Origin of the sequence: Aequorivita iocasae (assembly GCF_016757735.1) — a bacterium.
Taxonomy (GTDB): domain Bacteria; phylum Bacteroidota; class Bacteroidia; order Flavobacteriales; family Flavobacteriaceae; genus Aequorivita; species Aequorivita iocasae.
In genome coordinates, this window is sequence record NZ_CP068439.1 from 472,355 (window position 1) to 496,948 (window position 24,594).

General features: G+C 38.9%; 27 protein-coding genes. 21 read left to right on the forward strand and 6 right to left on the reverse strand.

What is annotated here, in order from left to right; all coding sequences use genetic code 11:
- Positions 1-50: 50 nt before the first annotated feature.
- From JK629_RS02300 to JK629_RS02375, 16 genes are all read left to right on the forward strand, one after another.
- The gene (locus JK629_RS02300; RefSeq protein ID WP_237460066.1) at positions 51-1,274 is read left to right on the forward strand and encodes a hemolysin family protein; all 1,224 of its coding nucleotides are present in this window, start codon (positions 51-53) and stop codon (positions 1,272-1,274) included.
- 194 nt (positions 1,275-1,468) lie between these two features.
- Positions 1,469-3,580: a peptidylprolyl isomerase gene (locus JK629_RS02305; RefSeq protein ID WP_202337028.1), complete on the forward strand. Its 2,112-nt coding sequence runs from the start codon at positions 1,469-1,471 to the stop codon at positions 3,578-3,580.
- Positions 3,581-3,717: 137 nt separating this feature from the next.
- On the forward strand, positions 3,718-4,623 hold the full coding sequence (locus tag JK629_RS02310) for a tryptophan 2,3-dioxygenase family protein (RefSeq protein ID WP_202337029.1): 906 nt from the start codon (positions 3,718-3,720) through the stop codon (positions 4,621-4,623).
- A gap of 21 nt (positions 4,624-4,644) precedes the next feature.
- A complete protein-coding gene (locus JK629_RS02315) occupies positions 4,645-4,992 on the forward strand; it encodes a DUF488 domain-containing protein (protein WP_202337030.1) in 348 nt (115 codons plus the stop codon).
- 62 nt (positions 4,993-5,054) lie between these two features.
- Complete coding sequence (locus JK629_RS02320; RefSeq protein WP_202337031.1) at positions 5,055-5,807, forward strand: DUF481 domain-containing protein; 753 nt, start codon at positions 5,055-5,057, stop codon at positions 5,805-5,807.
- Between the two features lie 110 nt (positions 5,808-5,917).
- The gene (locus JK629_RS02325) at positions 5,918-6,256 is read left to right on the forward strand and encodes an arsenosugar biosynthesis-associated peroxidase-like protein (RefSeq protein ID WP_202337032.1); all 339 of its coding nucleotides are present in this window, start codon (positions 5,918-5,920) and stop codon (positions 6,254-6,256) included.
- Positions 6,257-6,268: 12 nt separating this feature from the next.
- Complete coding sequence (locus JK629_RS02330) at positions 6,269-6,442, forward strand: hypothetical protein (protein ID WP_202337033.1); 174 nt, start codon at positions 6,269-6,271, stop codon at positions 6,440-6,442.
- A gap of 36 nt (positions 6,443-6,478) precedes the next feature.
- Positions 6,479-7,555 carry an arsenosugar biosynthesis radical SAM (seleno)protein ArsS gene (arsS, locus tag JK629_RS02335; RefSeq protein ID WP_202337034.1) on the forward strand — a complete coding sequence of 359 codons (1,077 nt, stop codon included), beginning with the start codon at positions 6,479-6,481 and terminating at the stop codon, positions 7,553-7,555.
- Between the two features lie 28 nt (positions 7,556-7,583).
- On the forward strand, positions 7,584-8,084 hold the full coding sequence (locus tag JK629_RS02340; protein ID WP_202337035.1) for a rhodanese-like domain-containing protein: 501 nt from the start codon (positions 7,584-7,586) through the stop codon (positions 8,082-8,084).
- Between the two features lie 30 nt (positions 8,085-8,114).
- Positions 8,115-8,807, forward strand: coding sequence for a TIGR04282 family arsenosugar biosynthesis glycosyltransferase (locus JK629_RS02345; RefSeq protein ID WP_202337036.1), 693 nt, complete (start codon positions 8,115-8,117; stop codon positions 8,805-8,807).
- Positions 8,808-8,810: 3 nt separating this feature from the next.
- On the forward strand, positions 8,811-9,629 hold the full coding sequence (locus JK629_RS02350; protein ID WP_202337037.1) for a purine-nucleoside phosphorylase: 819 nt from the start codon (positions 8,811-8,813) through the stop codon (positions 9,627-9,629).
- A gap of 9 nt (positions 9,630-9,638) precedes the next feature.
- A complete protein-coding gene (gene arsM, locus JK629_RS02355) occupies positions 9,639-10,607 on the forward strand; it encodes an arsenosugar biosynthesis arsenite methyltransferase ArsM (protein WP_202337038.1) in 969 nt (322 codons plus the stop codon).
- A gap of 53 nt (positions 10,608-10,660) precedes the next feature.
- Positions 10,661-11,557, forward strand: coding sequence for a sterol desaturase family protein (locus tag JK629_RS02360; RefSeq protein WP_202337039.1), 897 nt, complete (start codon positions 10,661-10,663; stop codon positions 11,555-11,557).
- Positions 11,558-11,585: 28 nt separating this feature from the next.
- The gene (locus JK629_RS02365) at positions 11,586-12,389 is read left to right on the forward strand and encodes a DUF547 domain-containing protein (RefSeq protein WP_202337040.1); all 804 of its coding nucleotides are present in this window, start codon (positions 11,586-11,588) and stop codon (positions 12,387-12,389) included.
- 46 nt (positions 12,390-12,435) lie between these two features.
- The gene (locus JK629_RS02370) at positions 12,436-13,197 is read left to right on the forward strand and encodes a TIGR04283 family arsenosugar biosynthesis glycosyltransferase (RefSeq protein ID WP_202337041.1); all 762 of its coding nucleotides are present in this window, start codon (positions 12,436-12,438) and stop codon (positions 13,195-13,197) included.
- 86 nt (positions 13,198-13,283) lie between these two features.
- Positions 13,284-13,718 (forward strand): hemerythrin domain-containing protein, encoded by a 435-nt coding sequence (locus JK629_RS02375; RefSeq protein WP_202337042.1) that lies wholly within the window; start codon positions 13,284-13,286, stop codon positions 13,716-13,718.
- Between the two features lie 11 nt (positions 13,719-13,729).
- On the opposite strand, the gene JK629_RS02380 is transcribed toward JK629_RS02375, so the two are convergent.
- Entirely contained in the window at positions 13,730-14,785 is a 1,056-nt protein-coding gene (locus tag JK629_RS02380; protein ID WP_202337043.1) for a glycoside hydrolase family 113, read from the reverse strand.
- A gap of 131 nt (positions 14,786-14,916) precedes the next feature.
- Between JK629_RS02380 and JK629_RS02385 the strand changes: the two genes are divergently transcribed.
- The 5 genes from JK629_RS02385 to JK629_RS02405 all read left to right on the forward strand — a co-directional run bounded on the left by JK629_RS02385 (position 14,917) and on the right by JK629_RS02405 (position 20,775).
- A complete protein-coding gene (locus tag JK629_RS02385; RefSeq protein ID WP_202337044.1) occupies positions 14,917-16,218 on the forward strand; it encodes an NAD(P)/FAD-dependent oxidoreductase in 1,302 nt (433 codons plus the stop codon).
- Positions 16,219-16,222: 4 nt separating this feature from the next.
- A complete protein-coding gene (locus tag JK629_RS02390; protein ID WP_202337045.1) occupies positions 16,223-17,809 on the forward strand; it encodes a 4Fe-4S binding protein in 1,587 nt (528 codons plus the stop codon).
- A gap of 112 nt (positions 17,810-17,921) precedes the next feature.
- Complete coding sequence (locus JK629_RS02395) at positions 17,922-18,617, forward strand: glycosyltransferase family 2 protein (RefSeq protein WP_202337046.1); 696 nt, start codon at positions 17,922-17,924, stop codon at positions 18,615-18,617.
- Positions 18,614-20,104: a cellulose synthase family protein gene (locus JK629_RS02400; RefSeq protein ID WP_202337047.1), complete on the forward strand. Its 1,491-nt coding sequence runs from the start codon at positions 18,614-18,616 to the stop codon at positions 20,102-20,104. Before JK629_RS02395 ends, JK629_RS02400 begins: the two co-directional genes overlap by 4 nt.
- A gap of 74 nt (positions 20,105-20,178) precedes the next feature.
- Positions 20,179-20,775, forward strand: a complete 597-nt coding sequence (locus JK629_RS02405) for an FMN-binding negative transcriptional regulator (protein ID WP_202337048.1) — start codon at positions 20,179-20,181, stop codon at positions 20,773-20,775.
- Positions 20,776-20,777: 2 nt separating this feature from the next.
- Here JK629_RS02405 and JK629_RS02410 read toward each other — a convergent pair whose 3' ends face one another.
- The 5 genes from JK629_RS02410 to JK629_RS15645 form a co-directional block, all read right to left on the reverse strand.
- A complete protein-coding gene (locus JK629_RS02410; RefSeq protein ID WP_202337049.1) occupies positions 20,778-21,437 on the reverse strand; it encodes a hypothetical protein in 660 nt (219 codons plus the stop codon).
- 47 nt (positions 21,438-21,484) lie between these two features.
- Positions 21,485-22,840 (reverse strand): UDP-N-acetylmuramate--L-alanine ligase, encoded by a 1,356-nt coding sequence (locus JK629_RS02415; protein WP_202337050.1) that lies wholly within the window; start codon positions 22,838-22,840, stop codon positions 21,485-21,487.
- A gap of 82 nt (positions 22,841-22,922) precedes the next feature.
- Positions 22,923-23,927, reverse strand: a complete 1,005-nt coding sequence (locus tag JK629_RS02420; RefSeq protein WP_237460067.1) for a tetratricopeptide repeat protein — start codon at positions 23,925-23,927, stop codon at positions 22,923-22,925.
- A gap of 3 nt (positions 23,928-23,930) precedes the next feature.
- On the reverse strand, positions 23,931-24,452 hold the full coding sequence (locus tag JK629_RS02425; protein ID WP_202337051.1) for a DUF4136 domain-containing protein: 522 nt from the start codon (positions 24,450-24,452) through the stop codon (positions 23,931-23,933).
- 55 nt (positions 24,453-24,507) lie between these two features.
- Positions 24,508-24,591 (reverse strand): T9SS type A sorting domain-containing protein, encoded by an 84-nt coding sequence (locus JK629_RS15645; protein ID WP_202337971.1) that lies wholly within the window; start codon positions 24,589-24,591, stop codon positions 24,508-24,510.
- Positions 24,592-24,594 lie beyond the last annotated feature (3 nt).

A 24,594-nucleotide genomic window follows, 5' to 3' on the forward strand; every position in this document is an offset into this window, starting at 1 on the left:
AAATAACCCATACACTCGATTTGGATTACAGTATTATTATCATTTTAACAATGCTTATACTCTCCGCCTTCTTTTCAGGTATGGAGATTGCCTATGTTTCTTCCAATAAAATTCATATTGAAATTGAAAAGAAACAAAACACATTTCTAGCAGGAATTCTAAAAAAAATAACCAAACGCCCCTCAAAGTTTATTGCCACCATGCTTGTAGGCAATAATATTGCACTGGTGATCTACGGTTTCTTTATGGGCGATCTGCTAATGGAATACATCCCCATTGCTGGGTTTACAGGTTTAATTATACAAACCATAATTTCTACGATTGTAATCTTGCTTACCGCAGAGTTTCTGCCAAAAGTTTTCTTTCAGATTTATGCAAATAGCTTGGTCAAAATTTTTGCGGTTCCAGCATATTTCTTCTATTTTCTATTTTCTTTGATTTCTGAATTTATCATTTGGATTTCAGATTTGGTGCTGAAATTAATATTTAAATCTGAAGGCGATACCGTACAACTCAGTTTCAGCAAATTGGAACTAGGAAATTACATTTCTGAACAAATGGAGATTGCCGAAACCCAGGACGAGATGGATTCTGAAATACAGATCTTCCAAAACGCCCTTGATTTTTCCGAAGTAAAATCGCGCGAGGCAATGATACCGCGTACAGAAGTAGTGGCGGTAGAAATTGACACAACCCCAAAGGAGCTCGCAAAACTTTTTACCGAAACCGGCCTTTCAAAAATTCTGGTCTATAAAGAAAATATAGACGATATTTTGGGCTACGTGCATTCCTTTGAACTTTTCAAAAAGCCTGCAAGCATCAAAAAGGTACTGATGCCCGTCGTTTTTGTTCCCGAAACCATGCTTGTCAAAGATGTATTGGGCATTCTAAGCAAAAAGAGAAAAAGCATTGCGGTAGTAATTGACGAATATGGCGGGACCAGCGGGATAATTACTGTAGAAGATATTATAGAAGAACTTTTTGGCGATATTGAAGACGAACACGACAGCATTGCCCTTATTGAAGAAGAACTGGGCGATGGCCATTATAAATTCTCAGCGCGCTTGGAAGTAGATTACCTAAATGAAACCTACAAGTTGGATTTGGAAGAAAGTGAAAACTACGAAACCCTGGGCGGGCTGATAGTGAACCATACCGAAGAAATCCCGGAACAAGGCGAAACCGTTGAAATTGAAGATTATATTTTTACAATTCTAGAAGTTTCAAGCACCAAAATTGAACTCGTGGAAGTAAAAAACCTTTCCGAGGATTAGATTTTCAATTATATCTCACTTTTTTTAATATACTTTTTTATTAATGGCAGGAAAATGGTATTTTCGCCCCCTAAATAATTAAAAAAACAATACTTTCAGAACCTTATTATTTATTAGTAACTAGAAGAATATCACAACCAACCCCTTCCTCTTCGCAAATGCGAAAATGAAGCAATATAAATTACGAACATCAAATGGCAATCTTAAACAGTATTAGAAAACGTGGGATATTTCTTATCCTCATTATTGCATTGGCGCTTTTCGCCTTTATTTTAAGTGATGTATTAACCAAAGGCGGCGGCACAAAAGTTCAAGACACCATTGCCACAGTTAATGGCACCGATATTTCCAGACAAAGCTTTATGGAAGAGGTAGAAGCTACCCAGCGTAGCATGGGCCCAAATGCCAATACCTCACAAGCCGTAAATATGGTATGGGAACGTGAACTTCGTCGCGTGATCTTAGATGAGCAATATGAAAAAGCAGGCCTTTCCGTTGAAAAAGCCCAATTGGATGACGCCCTTAAATCTTCATTGGCAAACAATCCAACTTTTCTAAACGAAGCTGGCCAGGTTGATGATGGCAAAATACAGGAATATATTGCAAGCATTAAAACTTCTTCTCCTGAAATGTACCAGCAGTGGTTAAACTTTGAACAAAATACTGCAGATGCTGTACTTCAGCGCACCTATTTAAATATGGTAAAAGGCGGTTTGCGCACCACCATTGCAGAAGGGGAGCAAGAATACCATTTCCAGAACGACAATCTAAATTTTAACTATGTAATGGTTCCTTATAGCAAAATTGCAGATGAGGAGGTAAAAGTTTCTGATGAAGAAATAAAAAAGTATGTTGCCGCACATCCTAATGAGTATGAAGTTGAGGCACAGGCTGACATTCAATATGTATTCTTTTCTGAAGAACCATCAGAATCAGACATTGAAGAAGCAAAAACTGAAACTGCTGCTTTGCTAAATAACAAGGTAGAGTTCAACCAAGACACTAAAAGCAATGATACCATTGCCGGTTTCAGAAACACAACAGATTATGAAGAGTTTGTAAACGTAAACTCTGACGTTCCTTACTACGACCGTTGGATGTTTAAGGACGAACTGCCCCAAACAGTTGCGGACACCCTGATCAATCTGAACGAAGGCGCAATATACGGACCTTATAAGGTTGACAATTCATTCTACCTTTCCAAAGTTTTGGAAACCAAAAAAATGCCTGATTCTGCTGAGTCAAAGCATATTTTAATTCGCTATGTCGGAACTTTAAGAGCTCCAGAAACTATTACAAAAACCAAGGAAGAGGCTCAAAAATTGGCCGATAGCATCCTGAATGTTGTGAAGAAAGACAAATCTAAATTTGCGGAGCTTGCAACCGAATTTTCTGATGACAGTTCAAAAGATAACGGTGGTGAGTTAGGAAACTCCACACCTGGAAGAATGGTGCCAGCTTTTGACAAATTTATTTTCAATAATCCTACAGGAACCATTGGTCTTGTAGAAACTGATTTCGGTTTTCACATTGTGGAAGTAGGAAAGCAATCTGAGCCCAAAAAAGCAATAAAGCTTGCTACTGTTGTCAAAGAAATAGAGGCTTCAGATAAAACAATCAATGATGTTTTTTCAAAAGCTTCTAAGTTTGAAGTAGCCTTACAGGATGGTGATTTTTCAGAATTGGCAAAAGCACAAAATCTTGAAGTAAAGCCTGTAAACAATCTTGGGAAGATGGAATCGAATATTCCCGGTATTGGCGCTAATCGCCCTATAGTTAATTGGGCTTTTGAAGATGACACAAAAGTTGGTGACATAAAACGATTCAGTATTCCGGAAGGATATATCTTAGCTCAACTTACGCGTAAAAATGAAAAAGGATTAATGAGTGTTGAGCAAGCTTCGCCTACAGTTAAACCGATCCTTTTAAATGAGAAAAAAGCCAAGAAAATACGTGAGTCTATATCTGGAAATACCCTTGAGGAAATTGCCAAAAACCAAAATGTAAGCGTGCAAACAGCCACAGGCGTTACAATGGCAAACCCTATGATCGGCGCAACGAACGAACCGAAAGTAGTGGGCGCAGCTTTTGGAACAAAACCCGGCCAGACTACTAGTCTGATTGATGGTAAAAACGGCGTTTATAAAGTTAAGACTACTGCTTTCAATCCAGCTCCGAAAATGGAATCTTACGTAAATTATGCCAACCAATTGAGTACCAAAGCTGCTCCTGCTTCACAAAATGCTGTTTACAATGCATTAAAGAAGAAAGCAGATATTGAAGATAATCGTGCTACTTTCTATTAATTGAAAAGCATACAAATATATCAAAGCCCTGTTACAAAGTTTGTAACAGGGCTTTTTCTTTAAAACTGTATGTTAGAATACTTAAAAAAACCGAAAATATCCTTTATTTTTAAAGAGTTTTTATCAGAATAGACAAAATGGACAATACAGAAATTATAAAAGCAATTGAAGAGAAATATAAAAACCTGGGCGAAAATCCCGAAACCTACCTCAAGGGACTTTTACAGGCAAAACCCATAACCTATTGGGACTATATTCAAGTGGACACCTTGCTTTCACTCCAAAAAACAAGAACTGATTTTAAGGATGAAGAAATATTCGTGATGTACCATCAGGTAACGGAACTTACCCTCAAAATGATGATCCACGAAATAAAACAACTTTCTGAGGGTGAAAACCTTTCAGAGGAAATTTGGTTGACAAAACTTGATCGTTTAAAAAGATATACCCGAATGCTCATCACCAGTTTCGATATTATGAAAGATGGCATGAGCTATGAAGATTATAACACCTTCCGTTCTACCCTCACCCCTGCTAGCGGTTTTCAGAGCGCACAGTTCAGAATATTGGAACTTTACAGCACTCGGCTTAAAAATTTAATCAATTCCGAAGGAAGGGAAAGATTACCGCAAAACCCCACACTTGATGATTACTTCAAGCATATTTATTGGAAAGATGCCGGTCTAAACAGAAAGACTGGTAAAATGACACTCACCCTTCAGCTTTTCATCGAGAAATATGAAGCAGATTTCAAAGCCCTGGCTGAAAATGTAAAAGGAAAAACCCTGGAAGAACGAGTGGCCCAAATGGAAAACCCTTCCGAAGAATTAAAAGAAAAGTTGAAACAGTTTGATCATTTTTACAACGTCGCTTGGCCTATGGTACATTTAGATACCGCACAGCATTATTTAAACAGTAAAGGGGAAAATAAAACCGCAACGGGCGGTTCGGAATGGAAAAAATACCTACATCCAAAATACCAACAGCGCAAATTCTTCCCTACCCTCTGGACCGATGAAGAAATTGCCAACTGGGGCGAATAACCATTTGGAATTCGTGAAATTATGGACATACAAACAAAACGGATATACGAAAAACCAGCCAACCTTGATGGTACAAGGATTTTGGTAGATCGCGTTTGGCCACGTGGCATAAGCAAGGAAGATGCAAAATTGGACGAATGGATGAAGGAAATCGCCCCTTCAACGGAACTTCGAAAATGGTTTGACCACGAAGAAGAACGATTTGATGATTTCTCAAAAAAATATAAAAAAGAACTGGAAGACCGTTCAAAACTGGTACAACAACTGTTGGAAAAAGCAAAGGAAAAACGCCTCACTCTTCTCTATGGGGCAAAGGATGAAAAACACAACCAAGCCATTGTTCTAAAAAATTATCTGGAAAACCAGTAAACTCCTCTTATTTAAACCTTTTCATTATTTTTAAGATTCCTAACCAATTATTGAAAATTAGCATGAAATATCCAATTGCGCTCTTCTTCATATGCTTTTCATTTACTGCAAAATCCCAAATACTCAATGCCGAATCGCTTCGGAAAGTAACTGATACCTCTGGTTTTTCGGGTTCTGTAAGTCTTGGCTTTTCATTGAAACGCGATGTAAATGACTATTTCGCCTTTAGCAGCAGTACACACCTACAATACAAAATGAATAAGCATTTGGTACTGTTGAAGAATGATATTGAATTAAAAAACATTGAAGGCAACAAATTTGAGAATGCGGGAATAACCCATCTTCGCTATAACTATAGGTTTCATCCTAGAATAGCATGGGAGGTTTTTGGGCAAGCGCAGTATAACAAAGTTTCAAAAATAGATTTTAGGGGACTCGTTGGAACGGGACCGCGCTTTAAACTAACTACTTCAGAAAATTATAAATTCTATTTGGGAACGCATATAATGTATGAACAAGAGGAGCTCAGCGATGGTGTAACACCGCTTCAACGCGATTTTAGGAGCACTTCCTACCTTTCCTTCAGTTTGTACCCAACCGAAACCATAAGCCTTGTAAGTACTACTTATTATCAACCTAAACTTAAAGACTTTGGCGATTATCGTATATCAAACCAAAGTTCATTGCTGATTGATTTATTTAAAAACTTTGCCTTCAAAACCACTTACACATTTATATATGATGAAACCCCCGCTCTTGGCATTCCAAACTCACAGTACAATCTGGAAAGCGGCTTTGTTTATTCTTTTGATTAAATTGTTAAACTTTCGTAAGCATGCCTCTTTGTGAAAGACTACTTGCCTATATTTACCTTTATTGAAAACCAAAACACCTAAAATTTCGTACTTATAAATAAAGCACTCCTATGGCCTCACAAAATTATTATGACCCAGCAGATTTAAAAAAATTCGGAAATATCACAGAATGGAGCAAAGAGCTCGGTGAAAAATTTTTTGAATATTATGGAAAAGTTTTTGAAGAAGGCGCACTATCTGCCCGTGAAAAATCGCTCATCGCGCTTGCCGTGGCCCATACTGAAATGTGCCCTTATTGTATTGATGCCTATTCAAAGGACGGACTACAACGCGGCATCACCAAAGAAGAAATGATGGAAGCCATACATGTGGGAGCAGCCATTAAAAGTGGCGCCAGCCTCGTACACGGAGTACAAATGATGAATAAGGTGAATAAACTTGAAATGTAAAATAGAACAACAATGATGAAAAACAAAATCAATCTATTCCTTCTCTCTTTAGGTCTGTCTGTAAATGCAACAACATTTATACTTACACAATACATCAACCTTTCCGATTTTTTAAAGGGAGGTTTATTCGGAATTGGTATTGGTTTAATGCTCATGTCCTTTCTCAAGAAAAGACAAACTGCTTAAAATCATTCTCCCGAATTTTCATTCGAAAAAAATTATATGCTTAAGGAAAAAAAGAAAAAACAACAATCTCTTCATAAACGCCATAGCGATCTTGCTATCGCAAATAAACAGTTGGAAAAACTCTCCAACGGCATATTTGCCAATGGCGAGCTTCCTACTTTTTCAGAAAAAATAAACGAAACCAATCAGTTTCCCCTGCGACCGAAGAAACTTGAAATTCTTCAAATTAACGTTGGCTATATGTGCAATCAGGTTTGCGAGCATTGCCACGTAGACGCAGGCCCGGATCGAAAGGAGATAATGACGCGCGAAACAATGGAGCAGTGTTTGGAGGTTATCCGAAACACGGGCGCCCATACGTTAGACTTAACTGGAGGCGCTCCCGAAATGAACCCAGATTTCCGTTGGTTTGTTGATGAGGCAAGTAAAGCTGGTATTCAAGATTTTATCGTTCGAAGTAACTTGACGATTATCCGCGCCAATAAAAAATATTACGATCTTCCGGAGTTTTTCAAAAGTCACAATGTACACGTTGTTAGCAGCATGCCACATTGGACTCGTGGAAAAACTGATAAACAACGTGGTGAGGGTGTTTTTGACCAATCCATTAAAGCATTACAGGAATTGAATGCCGTCGGTTACGGAATGCCCGATAGCGATTTGCAGTTGGATTTAGTCTATAATCCAAGTGGTGCTTTTTTGCCGGGTGACCAGGCGAGCATGGAAAAAGATTTCAAGAAAGCATTATTGGAAGATTTCGGGATTCATTTCCACAATCTTTTTGCCATAACCAATTTACCCATTTCAAGATTTTTGGACTATTTGATCGCTTCGGACAATTATGAAGATTATATGTATTCTTTGGTTGAAGCATACAATCCCCTTGCCGTAAAGAATGTTATGTGTCGCAATACCATCTCAGTAAGTTGGGACGGCTATTTGTATGATTGCGATTTCAACCAAATGTTGGAATTGAAGGTTGCCAGTAAAATCCAGCACATTTCAGAATACAACGAAGATATTTTGAACGATAGAAAAATTGTAATTTCACAACATTGTTATGGTTGTACGGCAGGAGCAGGAAGCAGTTGCCAAGGCGCGACGGCAACATAAATACTACTATTTTGGTTTAAACAATTTCATGAAAACATTTTTTACATTCTTAGTTTGCTTGCTTTTTTCAGGTATGATGGTGGGTCAAAAGCCACTTGATGAATTGTTGAAACAATACAACACCCAAAGTGTCCCTTACATTGCTGTTGAAGAATTGCGCATGTTTCAAATGAATGACACGGTTACAATATTAGATGCGCGAGAGCCCGAGGAATTTAATGTAAGCCACATAAAGTCCGCAATAAATGTTGGATATAACAATTTTTCTTTAGAGGAAAAACAAATCCAAAAATTGAATAAATATATTCCTGTAATTGTATATTGCTCGGTTGGAATCCGTTCTGAAAAAATAGCCGAAAAATTGAAAAATGCTGGTTTTGATACCGTAAAAAATCTTTACGGCGGTATCTTTGAATGGAAGAATAAGGGTTTTCCAATTATTGATCCTGAAGGAAAAGAAACTGAAAATGTGCACGCCTTTTCCAGCCATTGGAGCAAATATTTAACTGCCGGAAACCCTGTTTACTGACACTAATTACTGATTACTTATTACTGAAAAATGGGCTTACTTTCCTCAAAACAAACTGACGGCGACAATGAAATGGCTTTCGATTTTCATTTCCCCACTTCAAAAAAGGCATTGCTAATTTTTACGCGAAACCCAGAATTGGGAAAAGTAAAAACGCGCTTGGCAAAATCGGTTGGCGATGAAAGCGCACTGAAAATTTACAAGTTTCTGCTGAAACATACAGTGGAAATCACAGAGAAATTGAATGTGGATAAATATGTTTTTTATTCAGAAAACATTCATCGTGATGACATTTGGAATCCAGATATTTTCAGAAAAAAATTACAAATAGGAAATGATTTAGGCGAAAGGATGAAAAATGCCTTTTCGGAAATCTTCGGGATGGGCTATGAAAAAGCAATCATCATTGGCAGTGATATGTTCGATTTAAGCAAAAATGATTTGGAAACTGCTTACGATGTGCTAGAAACAACTCCATTCGTGATTGGCCCCGCGACCGACGGCGGTTATTATTTATTGGGAATGAAAGAATTGAATCCCGAAATATTTCAAAATAAAGATTGGGGAACTAGTAACGTTTTGGAAACTACGCTGAAAGATTTACCAAACGAAAAATATGTTCTGCTCGAAGAACGCAATGATGTTGATTATTTTGAAGACATTAAAGAGATTGACGCATTTCAGCAATTTCTACCACCTTATTTGGACAAAAATTTTTTATAGAATATGAATACTTTAAAATACATTGAAGAAGCGGCGGCCTATCTTCAACAAAGAGAGTTTGACAAACCCGAAATAGGGATTATTCTCGGGACCGGCCTCGGGAAAATAATTGAAAAGGTGAACGTTGAGGCAGAAGTAAGCTACAACCACATTCCCAATTTCCCTACGGCCACCGTTGAATTTCACAAAGGAAAATTGATTTACGGTACGTTGGAAGGGAAAAAAGCAGTGCTTATGCAGGGCCGCTTTCACGTCTATGAGGGCTATTCACTTACCGATGTTACCTTCCCCGTGCGTGTGATGCACCTTTTGGGAATCAAGCAATTGCTGGTAAGCAACGCTTCGGGAGCTATAAATAGCAATTTCAAAAAAGGTGAAATCATGCTAATTGACGACCACATAAACCTCCAGGGAGATTCGCCCCTTGCCTTTCGCGGAGTAGAAAAAATGGGGGAACGTTTTGTAGATATGAGCGCACCTTACAATGCTGAAATGAATCAGAAAATGGAGCAGATTGCTTCAGAAAAAAATATAAAACTGCACAAAGGTGTGTACGTCAGCGTGGTTGGGCCACAATTGGAAACCCGTGCTGAATATCGCTATTTAAAAATAATAGGTGCCGATGCAGTGGGAATGAGCACAGTGCCAGAAGTTATCGTCGCCAATCATTTGGGGTTGCCCGTTTCGGCAGTTTCAATCCTAACTGATGAATGTGATCCAAACGACCTAAAACCTGTGAATATTGAAGAAATAATCGCAATGGCTGCCAAAGCGGAACCAGACATGATTACGTTATTTACAGAATTAATCAAACAACTTTAGAATAATACCATGAGCTATCTAGATATCACAAACAACGTATACAAACAAGCGGCACTCACCCCAGATGTGGGGCTATGCTGCACCACAAACCCCATTTGGGAACTTCCCGGACTAAAGATTCCTAAGATTATGCAGGAAATGAACTATGGCTGCGGAAGCACCGTAAATGCACGCGATCTTACCAATAACCCGAAAATATTATATGTTGGCGTTGGTGGTGGAATGGAACTGCTTCAGTTTTCATATTTCAATAGAACTGAAAATGGCGTTATTGGGATTGATACGGTAGGTGAAATGCTTGAAGCTTCCCGAAAAAACTTTGCGGAAGCTGAAAGATTAAACCCCTGGTTTAAAAGTGAGTTTATAGATTTAAAAAAAGGCGATGCCCTAAACCTTCCCGTAGAAGATAATAGTATTGATGTTGCGGCACAGAACTGTCTTTTCAATATTTTTAAGGCTGAAGATCTTAAAAAAGCTATTGAAGAAATGTACCGTGTTTTAAAACCTCACGGACGTTTAGTTATGAGCGACCCGATTTGCGAACAGCAAATGAACCAAACCCTTCGCGAAGATTCCCGCCTTCGCGCACTTTGTTTAAGCGGAAGCATTCCAATTGCTGAATACGTGAAAGCGTTGACCGATGTAGGTTTCGGCACTATTGAAATTCGCGCTAGAAAACCATACCGAATTCTTGATCCAAAAAACTATCCAACGGACGAATTAATCTATATCGAATCAATTGAGGTTGCTGCAATAAAAGACCCAATGCCCGAAGACGGACCGTGTATTTTTACGGGAAAAGCCGCTATTTATTACGGAAACGAAGCTTATTTTGATGATAAAAAAGGACACATCCTTTTAAAAAACCAACCCTTAGCAATTTGTGATAAAACCGCGGGAGCTATAGCAAACTTAAATCGTGATGACATTTTTATTAGCGAATCTACATTTCATTATGACGGGGGAGGCTGTTGTTAAAGTGTTGTAATCGTCACAGGCGTTTTCCGTCTAAAGACAGATAAAACTTTGCAGTGGAAAAATACTTTGAAATCTTTAAAAACTCCTACCAGGGTTACTTTAACTATCTGTGGAATGAAATTACTCACTTCCATTGGGAAAACTATTTTTACGGATTGATCGCTGTTTCTTTTATGGTCTGGGTTTTAGAACTTTTATTTCCCTGGCGGAAAAATCAAAAAATTTTCCGAAAAGATTTTTGGCTGGATACCTTTTATATGTTCTTTAATTTTTTCCTTCTAAATTTAATTGTACTTATTTTTTTATCAAATGCTTCTGCAGAACTATTCAACGATCTTTTGGCAATTTTAGGATTGGAACTTTCAGATTTTCAGTTTCTTAATTTGGATGCGCTTCCTTTTGGATTGGGGCTTTTAATTTTCTTTCTGGTTACCGATTTTGTGCAGTGGAATACCCACAGACTGCTACATTACTCCCCTTTTCTTTGGAATTTTCACAAACTGCACCATTCGGTAAAAGAGATGGGATTTGCGGCACATCTGCGTTACCATTGGATGGAACCTGTGGTTTACAAATCGCTGCTTTACATCCCACTTGCCATCATTGGTGGTTTTGATGTGGAATCGGTTGCGATTGTACATTTTTCGGCGCTCGCCATTGGTCACTTAAATCACGCCAATCTGGGATGGGACTATGGTTTTTTGAAATACATTTTCAACAATCCAAAAATGCACATTTGGCATCACGCTAAAGTTTTACCAAAACACGCCCAATATGGTGTTAATTTCGGGATCAGTTTGAGTATTTGGGATTATCTTTTCAAAACAAATCATATTCCGTACAATGGAAGGGATATAGAGTTAGGCTTTGATGGGGACGAAAAATTTCCTTCAAGCTTTATTTCCCAAGAATTGTATCCCATCAAAACCAGACAGCGAAATAATTCGTAATTATTTCAACACCAAAATTTATTCCTAAATGAAAACCATCTTTAACCTAGCAACAATACTTTTTTTGGCATTTTCATTACAAAGCTGTAATCTGCTTTCCGCCGCAGGCGTTAGCAGTCAAGGGCAACCCACTAAAGAAGTTCAGTCCGAACTCACCTCAACTACCGCAAATTCTGCAGTAAATGTAGAGCATTCACAATGGGACAAATTGCTGAAAAAACATGTAGACAGTGAAGGTATGGTAGATTATAAAGGGTTCAAAAAAGACGAAGCCAAACTGGATGAATATTTAAATATGCTTTCAGAAAAAAAACCGACTGATGATTGGAGCGTCCAGGAATTGCTGGCGTATTACATCAATCTTTACAACGCAGCGACCGTAAAATTGATCGTGGAAAACTATCCCGTAAAAAGTATAAAAGATATTGACGGTGCCTGGACTAAAGGCCGTGTGGCTGTTGGTGATAAAATGCTATCCCTCGGCGGAATTGAAAACGGAATTCTTCGAAAAATGAACGAGCCACGTATCCATTTCACTATAAACTGTGCTTCCATTTCCTGCCCAAAACTTTTGGATGAAGCGTACACAGCTGCAAAAATTAACGAGCAATTGGATCGTGCCACCAAAGAATTCATCAATAGCGATAAAAACGATATTTCACCACAAACTCCACAAGTTTCCTCTATTTTTGATTGGTACCAAAAAGATTTCAAAGTAAACGGCAAACAGGATGTTATTGGGTTTATCAATAGATACGCAAATACAAAGATAAATTCCGAAGCAAGTTTAAGTTACAAGAGTTATAATTGGGAATTGAACGAACAAAATTGATTTTGTAAAAATCAATAAATTGCAAACTGCAACCAAAAAAAATTGAATGCTTTCCATCATCATCCCGGTTTTAAACGAAGCCGAAAACATCACCAATTTACTTGAGCATTTAACCGAAAATATATCGGAAAAAGGCAAAGTTGAATTGATTGTGGTAGACGGTGGAAGCAACGATGGCACTCCCCAGTTAATCAAAAACTTTACTGAAAGCCAAACTATACCTATTAGTTTAATCACCACTTCCGAGAGTGGCCGTGCAAAACAGATGAACGAAGGTGCGCGAAACGCTTCGGGAGAAATTCTTTACTTTCTGCACGCTGATTCATTTCCGCCGAAAAACTTTGATAGTTATATTCTTTCAGAAGTAAAAAGGGGAAATCCCGCAGGCTGTTTCCGAATGAAATTTGATAGCGACCATTGGTGGCTGCAACTTGCCGGATGGCTTACGCAATTTAGCTGGCGTGCATGCCGTGGTGGTGATCAAAGCCAATTTATAACCAAAAAACTTTTTGATGAAATTGGCGGTTTTGATGAAAACTACACAATTTATGAAGACAATATTTTAATTAACGAGCTTTACAAGCGGAAGAAATTTGTGGTAATTCAAAAATGCATAACCACCTCAGCGCGCCTTTACAGACAAAAAGGCGTTTGGAACTTGCAATATCACTTTTGGGCAATTTATGTGAAACGTTGGTTTGGTGCAGATGCCGAGGAACTGTACAAATATTATTTGAAGCATATCAAGCAAGCGAATAACACGGAAATTTCAGAAGAAAAATTCTCCAATCAAGTTGCTGAAAATTAAAGAGATTTAAAATCTTTTGATTTTCAAAGTGGTTTCTTTCCAAAATTTTTAGGATATTGTAAAGAAAAACCAACAAAAACAAAGCTATGAACATTTTTGAAGCAATTAGAAAAGACCACGACAAACAACGCGAACTCTGCCGTTTGGTAACCTCCACTTCGGGTGATTCAAAAGGAAGAAAGGAAATGTGGGAAAAACTGAAGCACGAATTAAAAATACATGCAGACGCAGAGGAGCGCACATTTTATTCACCTCTAATCCACAACGATATGATGCAGGAACACGCCCGCCACGGAATTGCGGAGCATCACGAAATGGACGAACTAATGGAAAAAGTAGACGAAACCGATATGGATTCTCCCGCTTGGCTTATTTACGCAAAACAACTTTGCGAAAAGGTAGAGCACCATTTGGAAGATGAGGAGCACAGCTTTTTTCAATTGGCAGGAAAAGTTTTCACCGAAACACAAAAAACAGCCATTGCCAAGGATTATTTGGAAGAAATGAAAAAGAATAGATAAGTTGTGAAGCGCTACTCTTTTTTGGTAGAATACTGTTTTAAAATTAGCTGCAGTGCAGGTTTGTTTTGTGGCGTAAACTGATTGTCATCGGGCCCTCCCACTTTTTCGTTTATAATAAACCATTTCCAAAGGAAACCACCCGCAAACCAATCCTCTTCCCAAACCGATTTGTAGAGTCCTTCCAGTAAATTTATTTGGGCCTCTAAGTTTACAGAAGTCATTTCCCTATTGCTTTTCCACGGTTCTTTGCCACTAAAATCCACACTTCGATAACCGTATTCCGCAAAGAGGATTTTTTTATTTTCCTTTTCTGAAATGGTTTTTAATTCTTTTTTCCATCGCTCCCAACCTGCTATTGCCTCTTCAACAGTGGGGGTTTCGCTCTCCGAAATGGGGAAATAAGCATCCACGCCAATATAATCCAGTGCATCCCAAAACGGTACGCGCTTGTATTCATCCCAATTGGCGGCATAGGTCAATTTGCCCGTGTAAATCTTTTTCACTTCCGCAATCAATTCTCGCCAATAGTTTGGGCGGTGCTCAATGAATTTTTCCAACTCGGTACCAATACAGAAAATTTCAATCTCTTCTGCCTCTGCAACTTTTGCAAAATTGAGGATGAAATTTTTATAATTGATTTCAAGTTGAAGCCAATCTGCTTCCGAAGCCATTTCAACCCAACCCGTATATCCGCCATTCCAAACCCATATTTGGGGTTTCATCATTACCTTAATTTCATTTTTGTGGAGCAATTCAACATATTGTGTTACCCCTTCGCGCGTTTCACCAAACCATTGCCGCTCTTGGTCGTAGATTATTTCGGGATGGTTTAAACTTCTTATAAAACCGAACGGCATTACGGTAACATAATTGGCATGGACTTCCTTTAAAGAAGCAACATTTTTGTGCGAAAGTGAATCTGGAGCTGCCACAAGGCTCACACCGTTTATTTTGGAAACGGTCAAATTTTGAATTATTTTTTCTCCGGAAGAATTCTTCTTTTGGGCGCATCCAATTATAATGGTGAAAAGAAGAATACCGTGTAGAAAGCGATGAAGCAATAGCATTTTGAAAGTATTAAAAGTTGAATTTAAGGTTTTATTTCAGAAATTAGGGAATTATTAATAACCGTTTCGAAACTGCCCAAATTGGAATTGCGTAAATTTATAGACGACTGAAAAAACCAATCACCAAAAGTATGGAGCACATCGTCATTATAGGCAACGGAATTGCTGGAGTTACTGCAGCTCGACACATCCGAAAACTTTCCAATAAAAAAATTACTATTATTTCCGCTGAAGCCGGCCATTTTTTCTCCCGAACTGCTCTAATGTACGTTTACATGGGCCATATGCGATGGCGCGATATTGAACCCTATGAAAGCTGGTTTTGGGAAAAAAACAGGCTGGAACTCAAAAGAGAATATGTTGAAACTGTTGACACAAACAACAAAATACTTCATTTTAAAGGCGGCGGTAGCCTAAGCTACGACAAATTGATTATCGCCTCAGGCTCGGTAACAAATACCTTTGGCTGGGAAGGTTTGGAATTGAATGGCGTACAGGGTTTGGTGACAAAACAGGATTTGGAAAAACTCGAAAAAAATGCACCAAACAACAAAGAATGTCCCCGCGCGGTAATCGTCGGTGGCGGTTTGATAGGCGTTGAAATGGCCGAAATGCTCCGAACACGTGATATTGAAGCAACCATGCTGGTCCGCGAAGAGGGGTTTTGGAGCAACGTCCTTCCAAAACATGATGCCGAAATGATTTCGAAACATATATTATCACATGGAGTTGATCTAAGACACAACGAAGAACTTAATAAAATTTTGGGTGATGGCAAAGGCAATGTACGCGCCATTGTAACCAAAGATGGGGAGGAAATTCCGTGTTGCGTGGTTGGAATTACCACAGGCGTAAAGCCACAGATTTCTTTTTTGAAGAATTCAAAAATTGAAACCGATAAAGGTATTTTGGTAAACCGAAAACTGGAAACCAACATTGAAGGGGTATATGCCATTGGCGATTGCGCCCAACAGCGCGAGACTATCGGCAACCGCCCACCCGTAGAGGCGGTTTGGTACACCGGCAGAATGATGGGCGAGACTTTGGCACAGACTATTTGCGGAAAACCTTTTGAGTACAATCCCGGAAACTGGTTTAACAGCGCCAAATTTTTTGACATTGAATACCAAACCTACGGATGGGTTTTTTCAGAAAGTAAACTGAAGGATTACGAAAAACAATTCCACTGGAAATGTGCGAGCGACCTTCGCTGCGTAACAATTTCATATAATAAAAATTCAAATGAATTTCTGGGAATAAACACCTTCGGAATAAGGATGAAACATGAGGTTTTTGACAAATGGCTAAATGAAAAGCGAAGTGTTGGTTATGTAATTGAAAATTTAAAACAAGCCAATTTCGACCCAGAATTTTATAAAAAATATGAAGCGGAAATTCAATCAATATTTTTCAACCAACCCGTAAATGTTTAATCAAATGAGTACAGTGCAACGAAACATGTCGCTTACGGGGGAACCGCCAAAAACCATAAACACACAACAAAAGCTCGCTTCTGCTATAGGTTTGATAGGTTTGTCCGTACTTTTTTTGGCCTTATTAAATGTAAACTTTCCAAATAAAACCCTTTGGCTCACAGCCTCCTTAATAATGATTGGAGGAGGAACCATCTGGTTTTCCACGGCAGCATATTTAAATAAACACGAAGGCATTAAAAATGACGGCGTGTATTTTAAATCGCTCACTTCGAAGGGATTTTGGGCTTGGGTTTTAGGTATTATTCTCACTCTATTTTATGTGGTACTTTATTGGTTTCCGCAGTATTTGGGGTTAGTGAAGAATGGTGAAAACAAGGGAATAGTAGCGCTTTTTGACCCCTTGAGCAAATTGCTGAACGGTGGCCCCGCAAGTCAATGGTTTGTTTACGGAACCCTTTATACCTTGGCAATATTGGCATTTGGGATAAAATTCATCTTAAAATACCGCCATAATAAATACGAAAAATTGCGAACCTATTCAGTGATGTTCTTTCAATTGGGTTTCGCGTTTTTGATTCCCGAACTCATGCTGAGATTAAACAGTGAATCCTTTTCCCTTCCCTATTACGACCTAAAAAATATTTGGCCCCTCAATTATTACAATTTTGAGCAATACAGGGTAGATCAGTTTATTTCGGCTGGCGATATTGGCTTGGCATTATTGATTTTTGGAATCGTGTCCATTTTTGTAATCACGCCAATTTTAACCTATAAATACGGCAAACGCTGGTACTGTAGTTGGGTCTGCGGTTGCGGGGGATTAGCAGAAACCGCCGGCGATGCCTTTCGGCATTTGAGCGACAAACGGCAAATAGCCTGGAAGGTGGAACGCTGGGTAATCCACAGCGTGCTGGTGTTTGTGGTTTTGATGACTACGGCGGTGGTGCATAGCTATTTGGGCGATGACAGTTCAAAATATTGGTTGACGAAAGACGTGTTCCTAATTTCCGTGGCAGTAATCCTAACGGCCGTTTTTGCGGGAACGTTTATTTTTAAAAAGGAGGAATTACAAAAAGACGCCCGTTACGGGGCAATCGGTTATTTCGTGATTATTATTTCGTTAATTGGGTTTCACTATTTTTCTGGAAAAACTTTGTTTCTATTTGAAGCCGAGACCCTTCGAAAAAGCTATGGTTTTTTAATAGGCGCCGTTTTTAGCGGAGTGATTGGCGTAGGTTTTTACCCCATCTTCGGAAGTCGTGTTTGGTGTCGTTTCGGTTGCCCGATGGCTGCAATTCTTGGTTTTCAGCAACGGCTTTTTTCGCGTTTCAGAATTACCACAAACGGCGGACAATGCATCAGCTGCGGCAATTGTTCCACCTATTGCGAAATGGGCATCGACGTTCGTGCTTATGCCCAAAAAGGAGAAAACATTGTACGTTCCAGTTGTGTGGGCTGCGGAATCTGCTCGGCAGTTTGCCCGCGTGGGGTATTGAAACTTGAAAATGGTCCTCTGGAAAAAAGAATTGATTCAAACGAAGTTCTTTTGGGAAATGATGTGGATTTGATGAATTATGTAAATAAGTAGCAGTATTCAGTTGTAGTGCGCAGCATAGAGCTTTCAGGTTTAAGAATATACTTGTCAAACGGAATGTCATATATTTTTCTGAAATTCGCAATTCAAAAATTCCCCAGTTTTAATGTCCAAAATTATTAAAGTAATAATTCCCGCCTATAATGAAGAAGCCTCTATAGGGAAAGTGATTGCTGAAATTCCGGATATCGTTTCAGAAATAATTGTGGTCAACAATAACTCTACCGACACTACTGCCGAAGTTGCCAAAAAGGCGGGTGCCACAGTACTGTTTCAACCACAAGCCGGCTACGGAAACGCCTGCTTAAAAGGGATGGAATACATTTCAGAAGAAAAAACAAAACCAGAAATAATAGTTTTTCTCGATGGCGATTACAGTGATTACCCTTCGGAGTTGCCGCAAATCGTAGCTCCTATTATAGAGAATAATATAGATTTTGTAGTGGGTGCACGGGTAAAAGCATTGCGAGAATCTGGGTCGATGACTTTTCCCCAGCGCTTTGGCAATGAATTGGCAACAAAACTGATGAGACTTTTTTTCAATTCAAAATTTACCGACCTGGGACCCTTTCGTGCCATTAAATATGAAAAATTGCTTTCCCTAAACATGGAGGACAAAACCTATGGCTGGACTGTGGAAATGCAACTGAAAGTTTTGAAAAAGAAATTTACATATGCTGAAGTGCCTGTAAAATATAAAAACCGCATCGGGGTCTCCAAAGTTTCGGGTACGGTAAAAGGTGCTATCTTTGCGGGCGTAAAAATCCTTAGCTGGATCTTTAAATACAGTTTCAAAAAATGATTCTTGAATCAATAATCATTGCCGTTTATTCCATTGCCCTGCTCCTCATTTTTATGTATGCCTTGGCGCAGTTGAATTTGTTATTCAACTATTTAAAGGCTCGAAAAAGCAATAAATATTCACCAACATTTGATTTTTCAAATGAAGAAGAAGTTCCCTTGGTAACCATCCAACTTCCGGTTTATAACGAGCTTTACGTAATGGAACGTCTGCTGGATAATATAGCCGAAATTGATTATCCAGCGGAAAAGTTTGAAATACAAGTGCTTGACGACAGCACCGATGAATCTTTTGAGGAAACCGCAAGGCACATTAAAGCGCTTCAGAAAACAGGTTTGGACATTCATCATGTAACGCGCGAAAACCGTAAAGGTTTTAAAGCTGGCGCGCTGAAAGAAGGCTTAAAAACTGCCAAAGGCGAATATATAGCTATTTTTGATGCAGATTTTCTTCCAAAGAAAAATTGGTTAAAAAATACCATACCATATTTTAAAGATGAGAAAATTGGAGTGGTGCAAACCCGCTGGGGGCATTTAAACCGTGACTACTCCATACTTACGCGTGTTCAAGCCTTTGCGCTCGATGCACATTTCACTTTGGAACAGGTGGGAAGAAACAGCAAAGGACATTTTATAAATTTCAATGGAACGGCGGGCGTTTGGCGAAAGGAATGCATTCTGGACGCCGGCAACTGGGAAGGCGACACACTTACCGAAGATTTGGACCTCAGCTACCGTGCGCAGCTTAAAAACTGGAAATTTAAATATTTGGAAGAAGTTGAAACCCCGGCGGAACTTCCGGTGGTTATCAGTGCGGCGCGTTCCCAACAATTTAGGTGGAACAAAGGCGGAGCCGAAAATTTTCAGAAAATGGCGTGGCGTGTTTTTAAAAGCCACGATATTTCTGCGAAAACCAAAATACACAGCTTTCTGCATTTGCTAAACAGCACCATGTTTTTGAACATTTTGATAGTGGCAATTTTAAGCATTCCGATGCTTTATATCAAAAATGAATACGAACATTTGAAATTGTACTTCTATGTGATGAGCTTTTTTGTCGCCAGCACGATTATTTTTTTCATCTGTTATTGGTTTACTTACAAAACTATCTATGGCGGCGGTTTTAAACATTTTGTGAAATATTCAGCTATGTTTTTCACCTTTTTTTCAGTAGCAATGGGCTTTTCACTACACAATTCCATTGCAGTCTTGGAAGGACATTTTGGTAAGAAAAGCGAATTTATACGTACCCCAAAATTCAATATAAGTACTTTAAAGGAAAGCTGGAAAGGCAATAAATACCTGGCCAAAAACATCTCACCAAATGTGATTTTTGAAGGTATTTTAATGCTCTATTTCGCCTTTGGGATGTACAGTGCCTTTGTGGTTGGCGATCAAGGAGGCGATTTTGGACTGTTCCCGTTTCACCTCATGCTTTTTTTGGGATTTGGGTTTGTGTTTTTTAAATCATTGACTTCAAAAGCATAGAACTTTTTAACTACTTTTAAATACTGTCAATTTTGGAGAAATCGCAATTCTTCAACCTAAAATCGTAAATCAAAATGTATCCACCCCCGCACCACCAAAGCCACGATATTGAAAAAATGATTTCCGTTATCAAGCATTTTCCTTTGGGAATGTTAGTTACGGCGAAGGATAAAAAACCCTACATCACGCACATTCCCTTTATTTACAATGAAACCACCAAAAAATTGGTTGCCCATATAGACCGCAGCAATCCACAAATGGAAACAATGACTGAAAACGCGAGAGTTACGGTAGTTTTCAAAGGGCCAGATACCTACATTTCGCCTAGTATATATATTACGCCACAATTACCCACCTGGAATTATATCATCGTTCATATTACAGGCAGCCTTCAACTTATAAATGATCCGGAAGCGGCTAAGCAAACAATTGTAAACATGACCGAATTTTTGGAAGGCGAAGCACAAAAATTCATTCTAAAAAAAGACGACCCACGCATGGAGCGTTTGATAGATTACATTCAAGCTTTTGAAATAGAAATTACCAATTGGGAAGGGAAATTAAAGCTTTCACAAGATAAAATCCCCCAGGATTTTGAGAATGCGAAAGAGGAATTAATAAAAAAATCCCGAAACGATGTTTCGGGATTTATCAATAAAATATTTGAATAATTCTATTCAGCAATATTATAGGAAACTAATCTTCTTTCAACTCTTGTCAATGAATCTGATACAAAAGAACACGTTGATTTTACTTGTCCAATTTCTTCTGAATAAGAATAATAATCTCTTCCTGGTGATATATTCCCGTTGGTAAATTTTGCAAAAAGCTCATTTACAGAACATACAAAATCTCCAGCCGCAACTTGCACATTTGAATCAACACTCGCCAATACTCCATATATTTTTGCATCTCCAGGAGCATCTCTGATTAAATATTCCTGATTGATGTTGGAATTTGAAAAATATTTTAAATGATTTTCGTCAATTAAATATCCTGATGAATCTCTTAGTTTGGTGACCACAGTTCCATTATCTGGCACAATTGCACTTGTACCATCATTTCCCGATGTAGTGGTTTCGAAAGTATAAAATGTATTACCATTAATTTCAGATGTTCCAGTAATAGATACATCATCGAATGCACCCAAACTTTCAAATTCATCCGTTCGATCAATTCTTTGGAAATATTCATACCGCCAAGAATTACCAACAGTTAAAGCATAAAAATTGGGTTCGGAAAGTTCTTGCGCCTCTTGCGGAGTGCCGTCATCTTTATTACAGGAAGTAAATAAAACTGAAAATACAATTAAAACGGATAGGGAAAATTTCATAAGATTGGATTAACGTTAGTCACCTTATAACGCAATGTATTTCCAATTTATTTTAAATACTTCTTTACTTCCTCAAAATCCAACCCTCCATAATTGCCGCTGCTCATTAAAAGCAAGCAAGTATTGTCATAATCCTGAGAAAAAAGATACGTTTTAAAATCGGCCGGATTGGTGAACACTACTAGATCGTCTCGATCAAAAGCCTCGTCAATCTGCTCACCTTTTATTTCTTCCAACTGTTTTATCATCACCGCATGCGGCGAATAGAAAACTACCGCACTATCCGCTGCATCCAAGGTGCCTTTATATTCCTTTAAAAATTCCGGGTTTAGGCTGCTGTAAGTGTGCAATTCCAAACAGGCAATGAGTTTTCTCTCGGGATACTGGTTTTTAACCGCTTGGGTAGTGGCTTTTACTTTGCTGGGCGAATGTGCGTAATCTTTATATGCAACAGCAGTTTTGGTTTCAGCAATTTTTTCCAAACGTTTGCTTGCACCTTTGAAGGTTGCGATGGCTTCGTAAAAATCATCGGCATCTACACCCATCAATTGGCAAATCCAGCGGGCACCTTCCAGATTATTTAAGTTGTGTTTTCCGAAGATTTCCACCGGCATTGGCCCTTCGGGAGTTTCCAAAAGGGTGGTTCCGTCTTCCACGGAATATGCTGGTGTTTGATAGGGATATTTCTTGATCGGGTTGGCAGCTGCTTCTACCACCCGCTTCACCTCAGCGTCTTCTTCATTATAAATAATTGCACCGCCGTTTGTTATTTCCTTCAGAAATATTTCAAACTGTTCCACATAATTTTCATAGGTTGGAAAAACATTGATGTGGTCCCACGCAATGCCGCTGAGTAAAGCAATGTTCGGTTTGTATAGATGGAATTTTGGGCGACGGTCAATGGGAGAGGAAAGGTATTCATCACCTTCAATCACCATAAAATCATTGTCATCGGTTATCTTTACCATAGTGTCAAACCCTTCCAATTGGGCGCCTACCATGTAATCTACATCCTTGCCATGATAGTTCATCACGTGAAGAATCATAGATGTAATAGTAGTTTTTCCGTGAGAACCACCAATGACCACGCGGGTTTTGTTTTTGGACTGTTCGTAAAGAAATTCTGGGTAACTGTAAATTATTAAACCCAGTTCCTTCGCCTTTAAAAGTTCTGGATTGTCCGCTTTGGCGTGCATTCCGAGAATTACTGCATCAATTTCCGAAGATAACTTTTCGGGAAACCAGCCTTCTTTTTCTGGTAAAAGACCTTTGTTTTTCAATCTGCTTTTAGATGGTTCAAAAATCTCGTCGTCGCTCCCTGTTACAGTATCTCCTTTTTGATGTAATGCCAATGCAAGGTTGTGCATTGCGCTGCCGCCTATGGCTATAAAGTGGATTTTCATAAAATAGTTTCAAATTTCAGGTTTTAAAATGCTTCCTGAGTTTGCTTCAACAAATATAAAATTTCTAATTCTGAATTAGAGATTACATCGCTAAGATGAGTGATTTTTCTTTTTGCGCTTCATCAAAATCATTTCGATCTGCCAAGGCTTTGTTTATCCAGGTGAGGGCAATTTCCTTTTTGCCGAGATTTTTATAAATCTGCGCCAAACGGAAGTATGCCCAATCCTTGGGGACGCCATCTTTTATGGAGTAGTTGGCCAAATATTGGCTAAGGCATTCAATACCGTATTGGGGCTGCAGATTGTACTGCGCTGCAATTTTCCCAATTTGATAATTGAGTTGGTTGCGCTTATGGATTTTTAAGGATTTTGAAGTGGTTTCCAACGCTTCCATTGGCTGATTGTTCTTTTCATAAAGACCTGCAAGTTTTTCATAGGTATGTGGTGAACCGCCCACTTCAATTGCTTTTTTGTAAAATAGTTCCGCATCTTTCGGTCTGTCGGAATACTCGGCGATGTAGCCTTTCGCGAGGTATTCGTCCACTTTTGAAATGGCTCTCAATTCATCGGCATAGGCAATTGCTTTTTTTTCACTTCCACCGATAATGCCCGGCAACTGAATGTAAAACTCCACTAAGGCCCACCGCGCCTCAATATGGTTTGGGTCCAGGGTTGCTGCTCGTTCCAAATGGTGTTTTATATCGCCAATGTATGTAACCGCCCGAAGACGGCTTACGGATAGCGCTTTCATCCCCAGAGCACCGCCATATTTAAAATGGTAATTGGCACTGGTTCCTTCTTCTTTGACTAAGCTTTCATAATAAGAAACAGCTGTATCCCAATTCTTTCCATAAGCTGCTATATCACCTAAATATTCTCGGGTTTTTTTATCAGTGGGATTTTGTTTTAAATACTTTTCAAAAATAGGTTTTGCCTTGTTGAAGTTTTCTTGCTCAAAGTATTTTTCTGCCTTTTGGTAATTGTTTTGGGCAACTGTTCCGAGTGGAAATAATAGCGTAGGCACTAGCATCCAAAAGAATAAGGTATGCGCGTAATGTTTAAATAACTTTAAATCGTTACTGCGCACGGCCTACTTATCTTTTGGTGGATATTTCGCTAAAATTCTCTGTAAGACCGAAACGTAATATGTTTCTTTTTGTTGTGGCGTTGCACGTTCTTTCATCTCCCCTTCTGCCACGGCCTGCCAAACCAAATCGTCTTTTTCAACATCAATAAAATCCATTGTCAATTGTTGGTTTATTACTCTTCCGCCAATTGGAATGCCACCGCTTACGCCCACGCCCACGTTGCCCCCACCTCCACCAACCCCAATACCAATAGTATTGCGTGAGCGGGAAACGCTCTCGCGCGCATAAAAGTTGATGTACAATTGGGGAGTGTCACTTTTTACGAAACCTCGCTGCTGCAGCAAACTATCTGTAATCTGCATGATACGGCTATCGTCTAATTGGTTTAACCCTGAATCTATCGTAGGAAAATAGTTATAGGTAGAATATTTTGAAAAATCCGCTTGCTTGTCATAATCCACGGCCACCGTGGCGCCACAGGAAATAAAAAATATGGAGAGTACTAAAATTGAGAGCAACTTCATTGCATTATCTTTTCCTTAAAAATACGCAAAAAAGCTGCCTTTAGTTTTGGGTTTGCTATTCTTTAACAATTTTCTTTGTCACAGTACCTTTATTGGTAACCACTTCCACAAAATAGATGCCTGCGGAAAGGTCTTCCATATT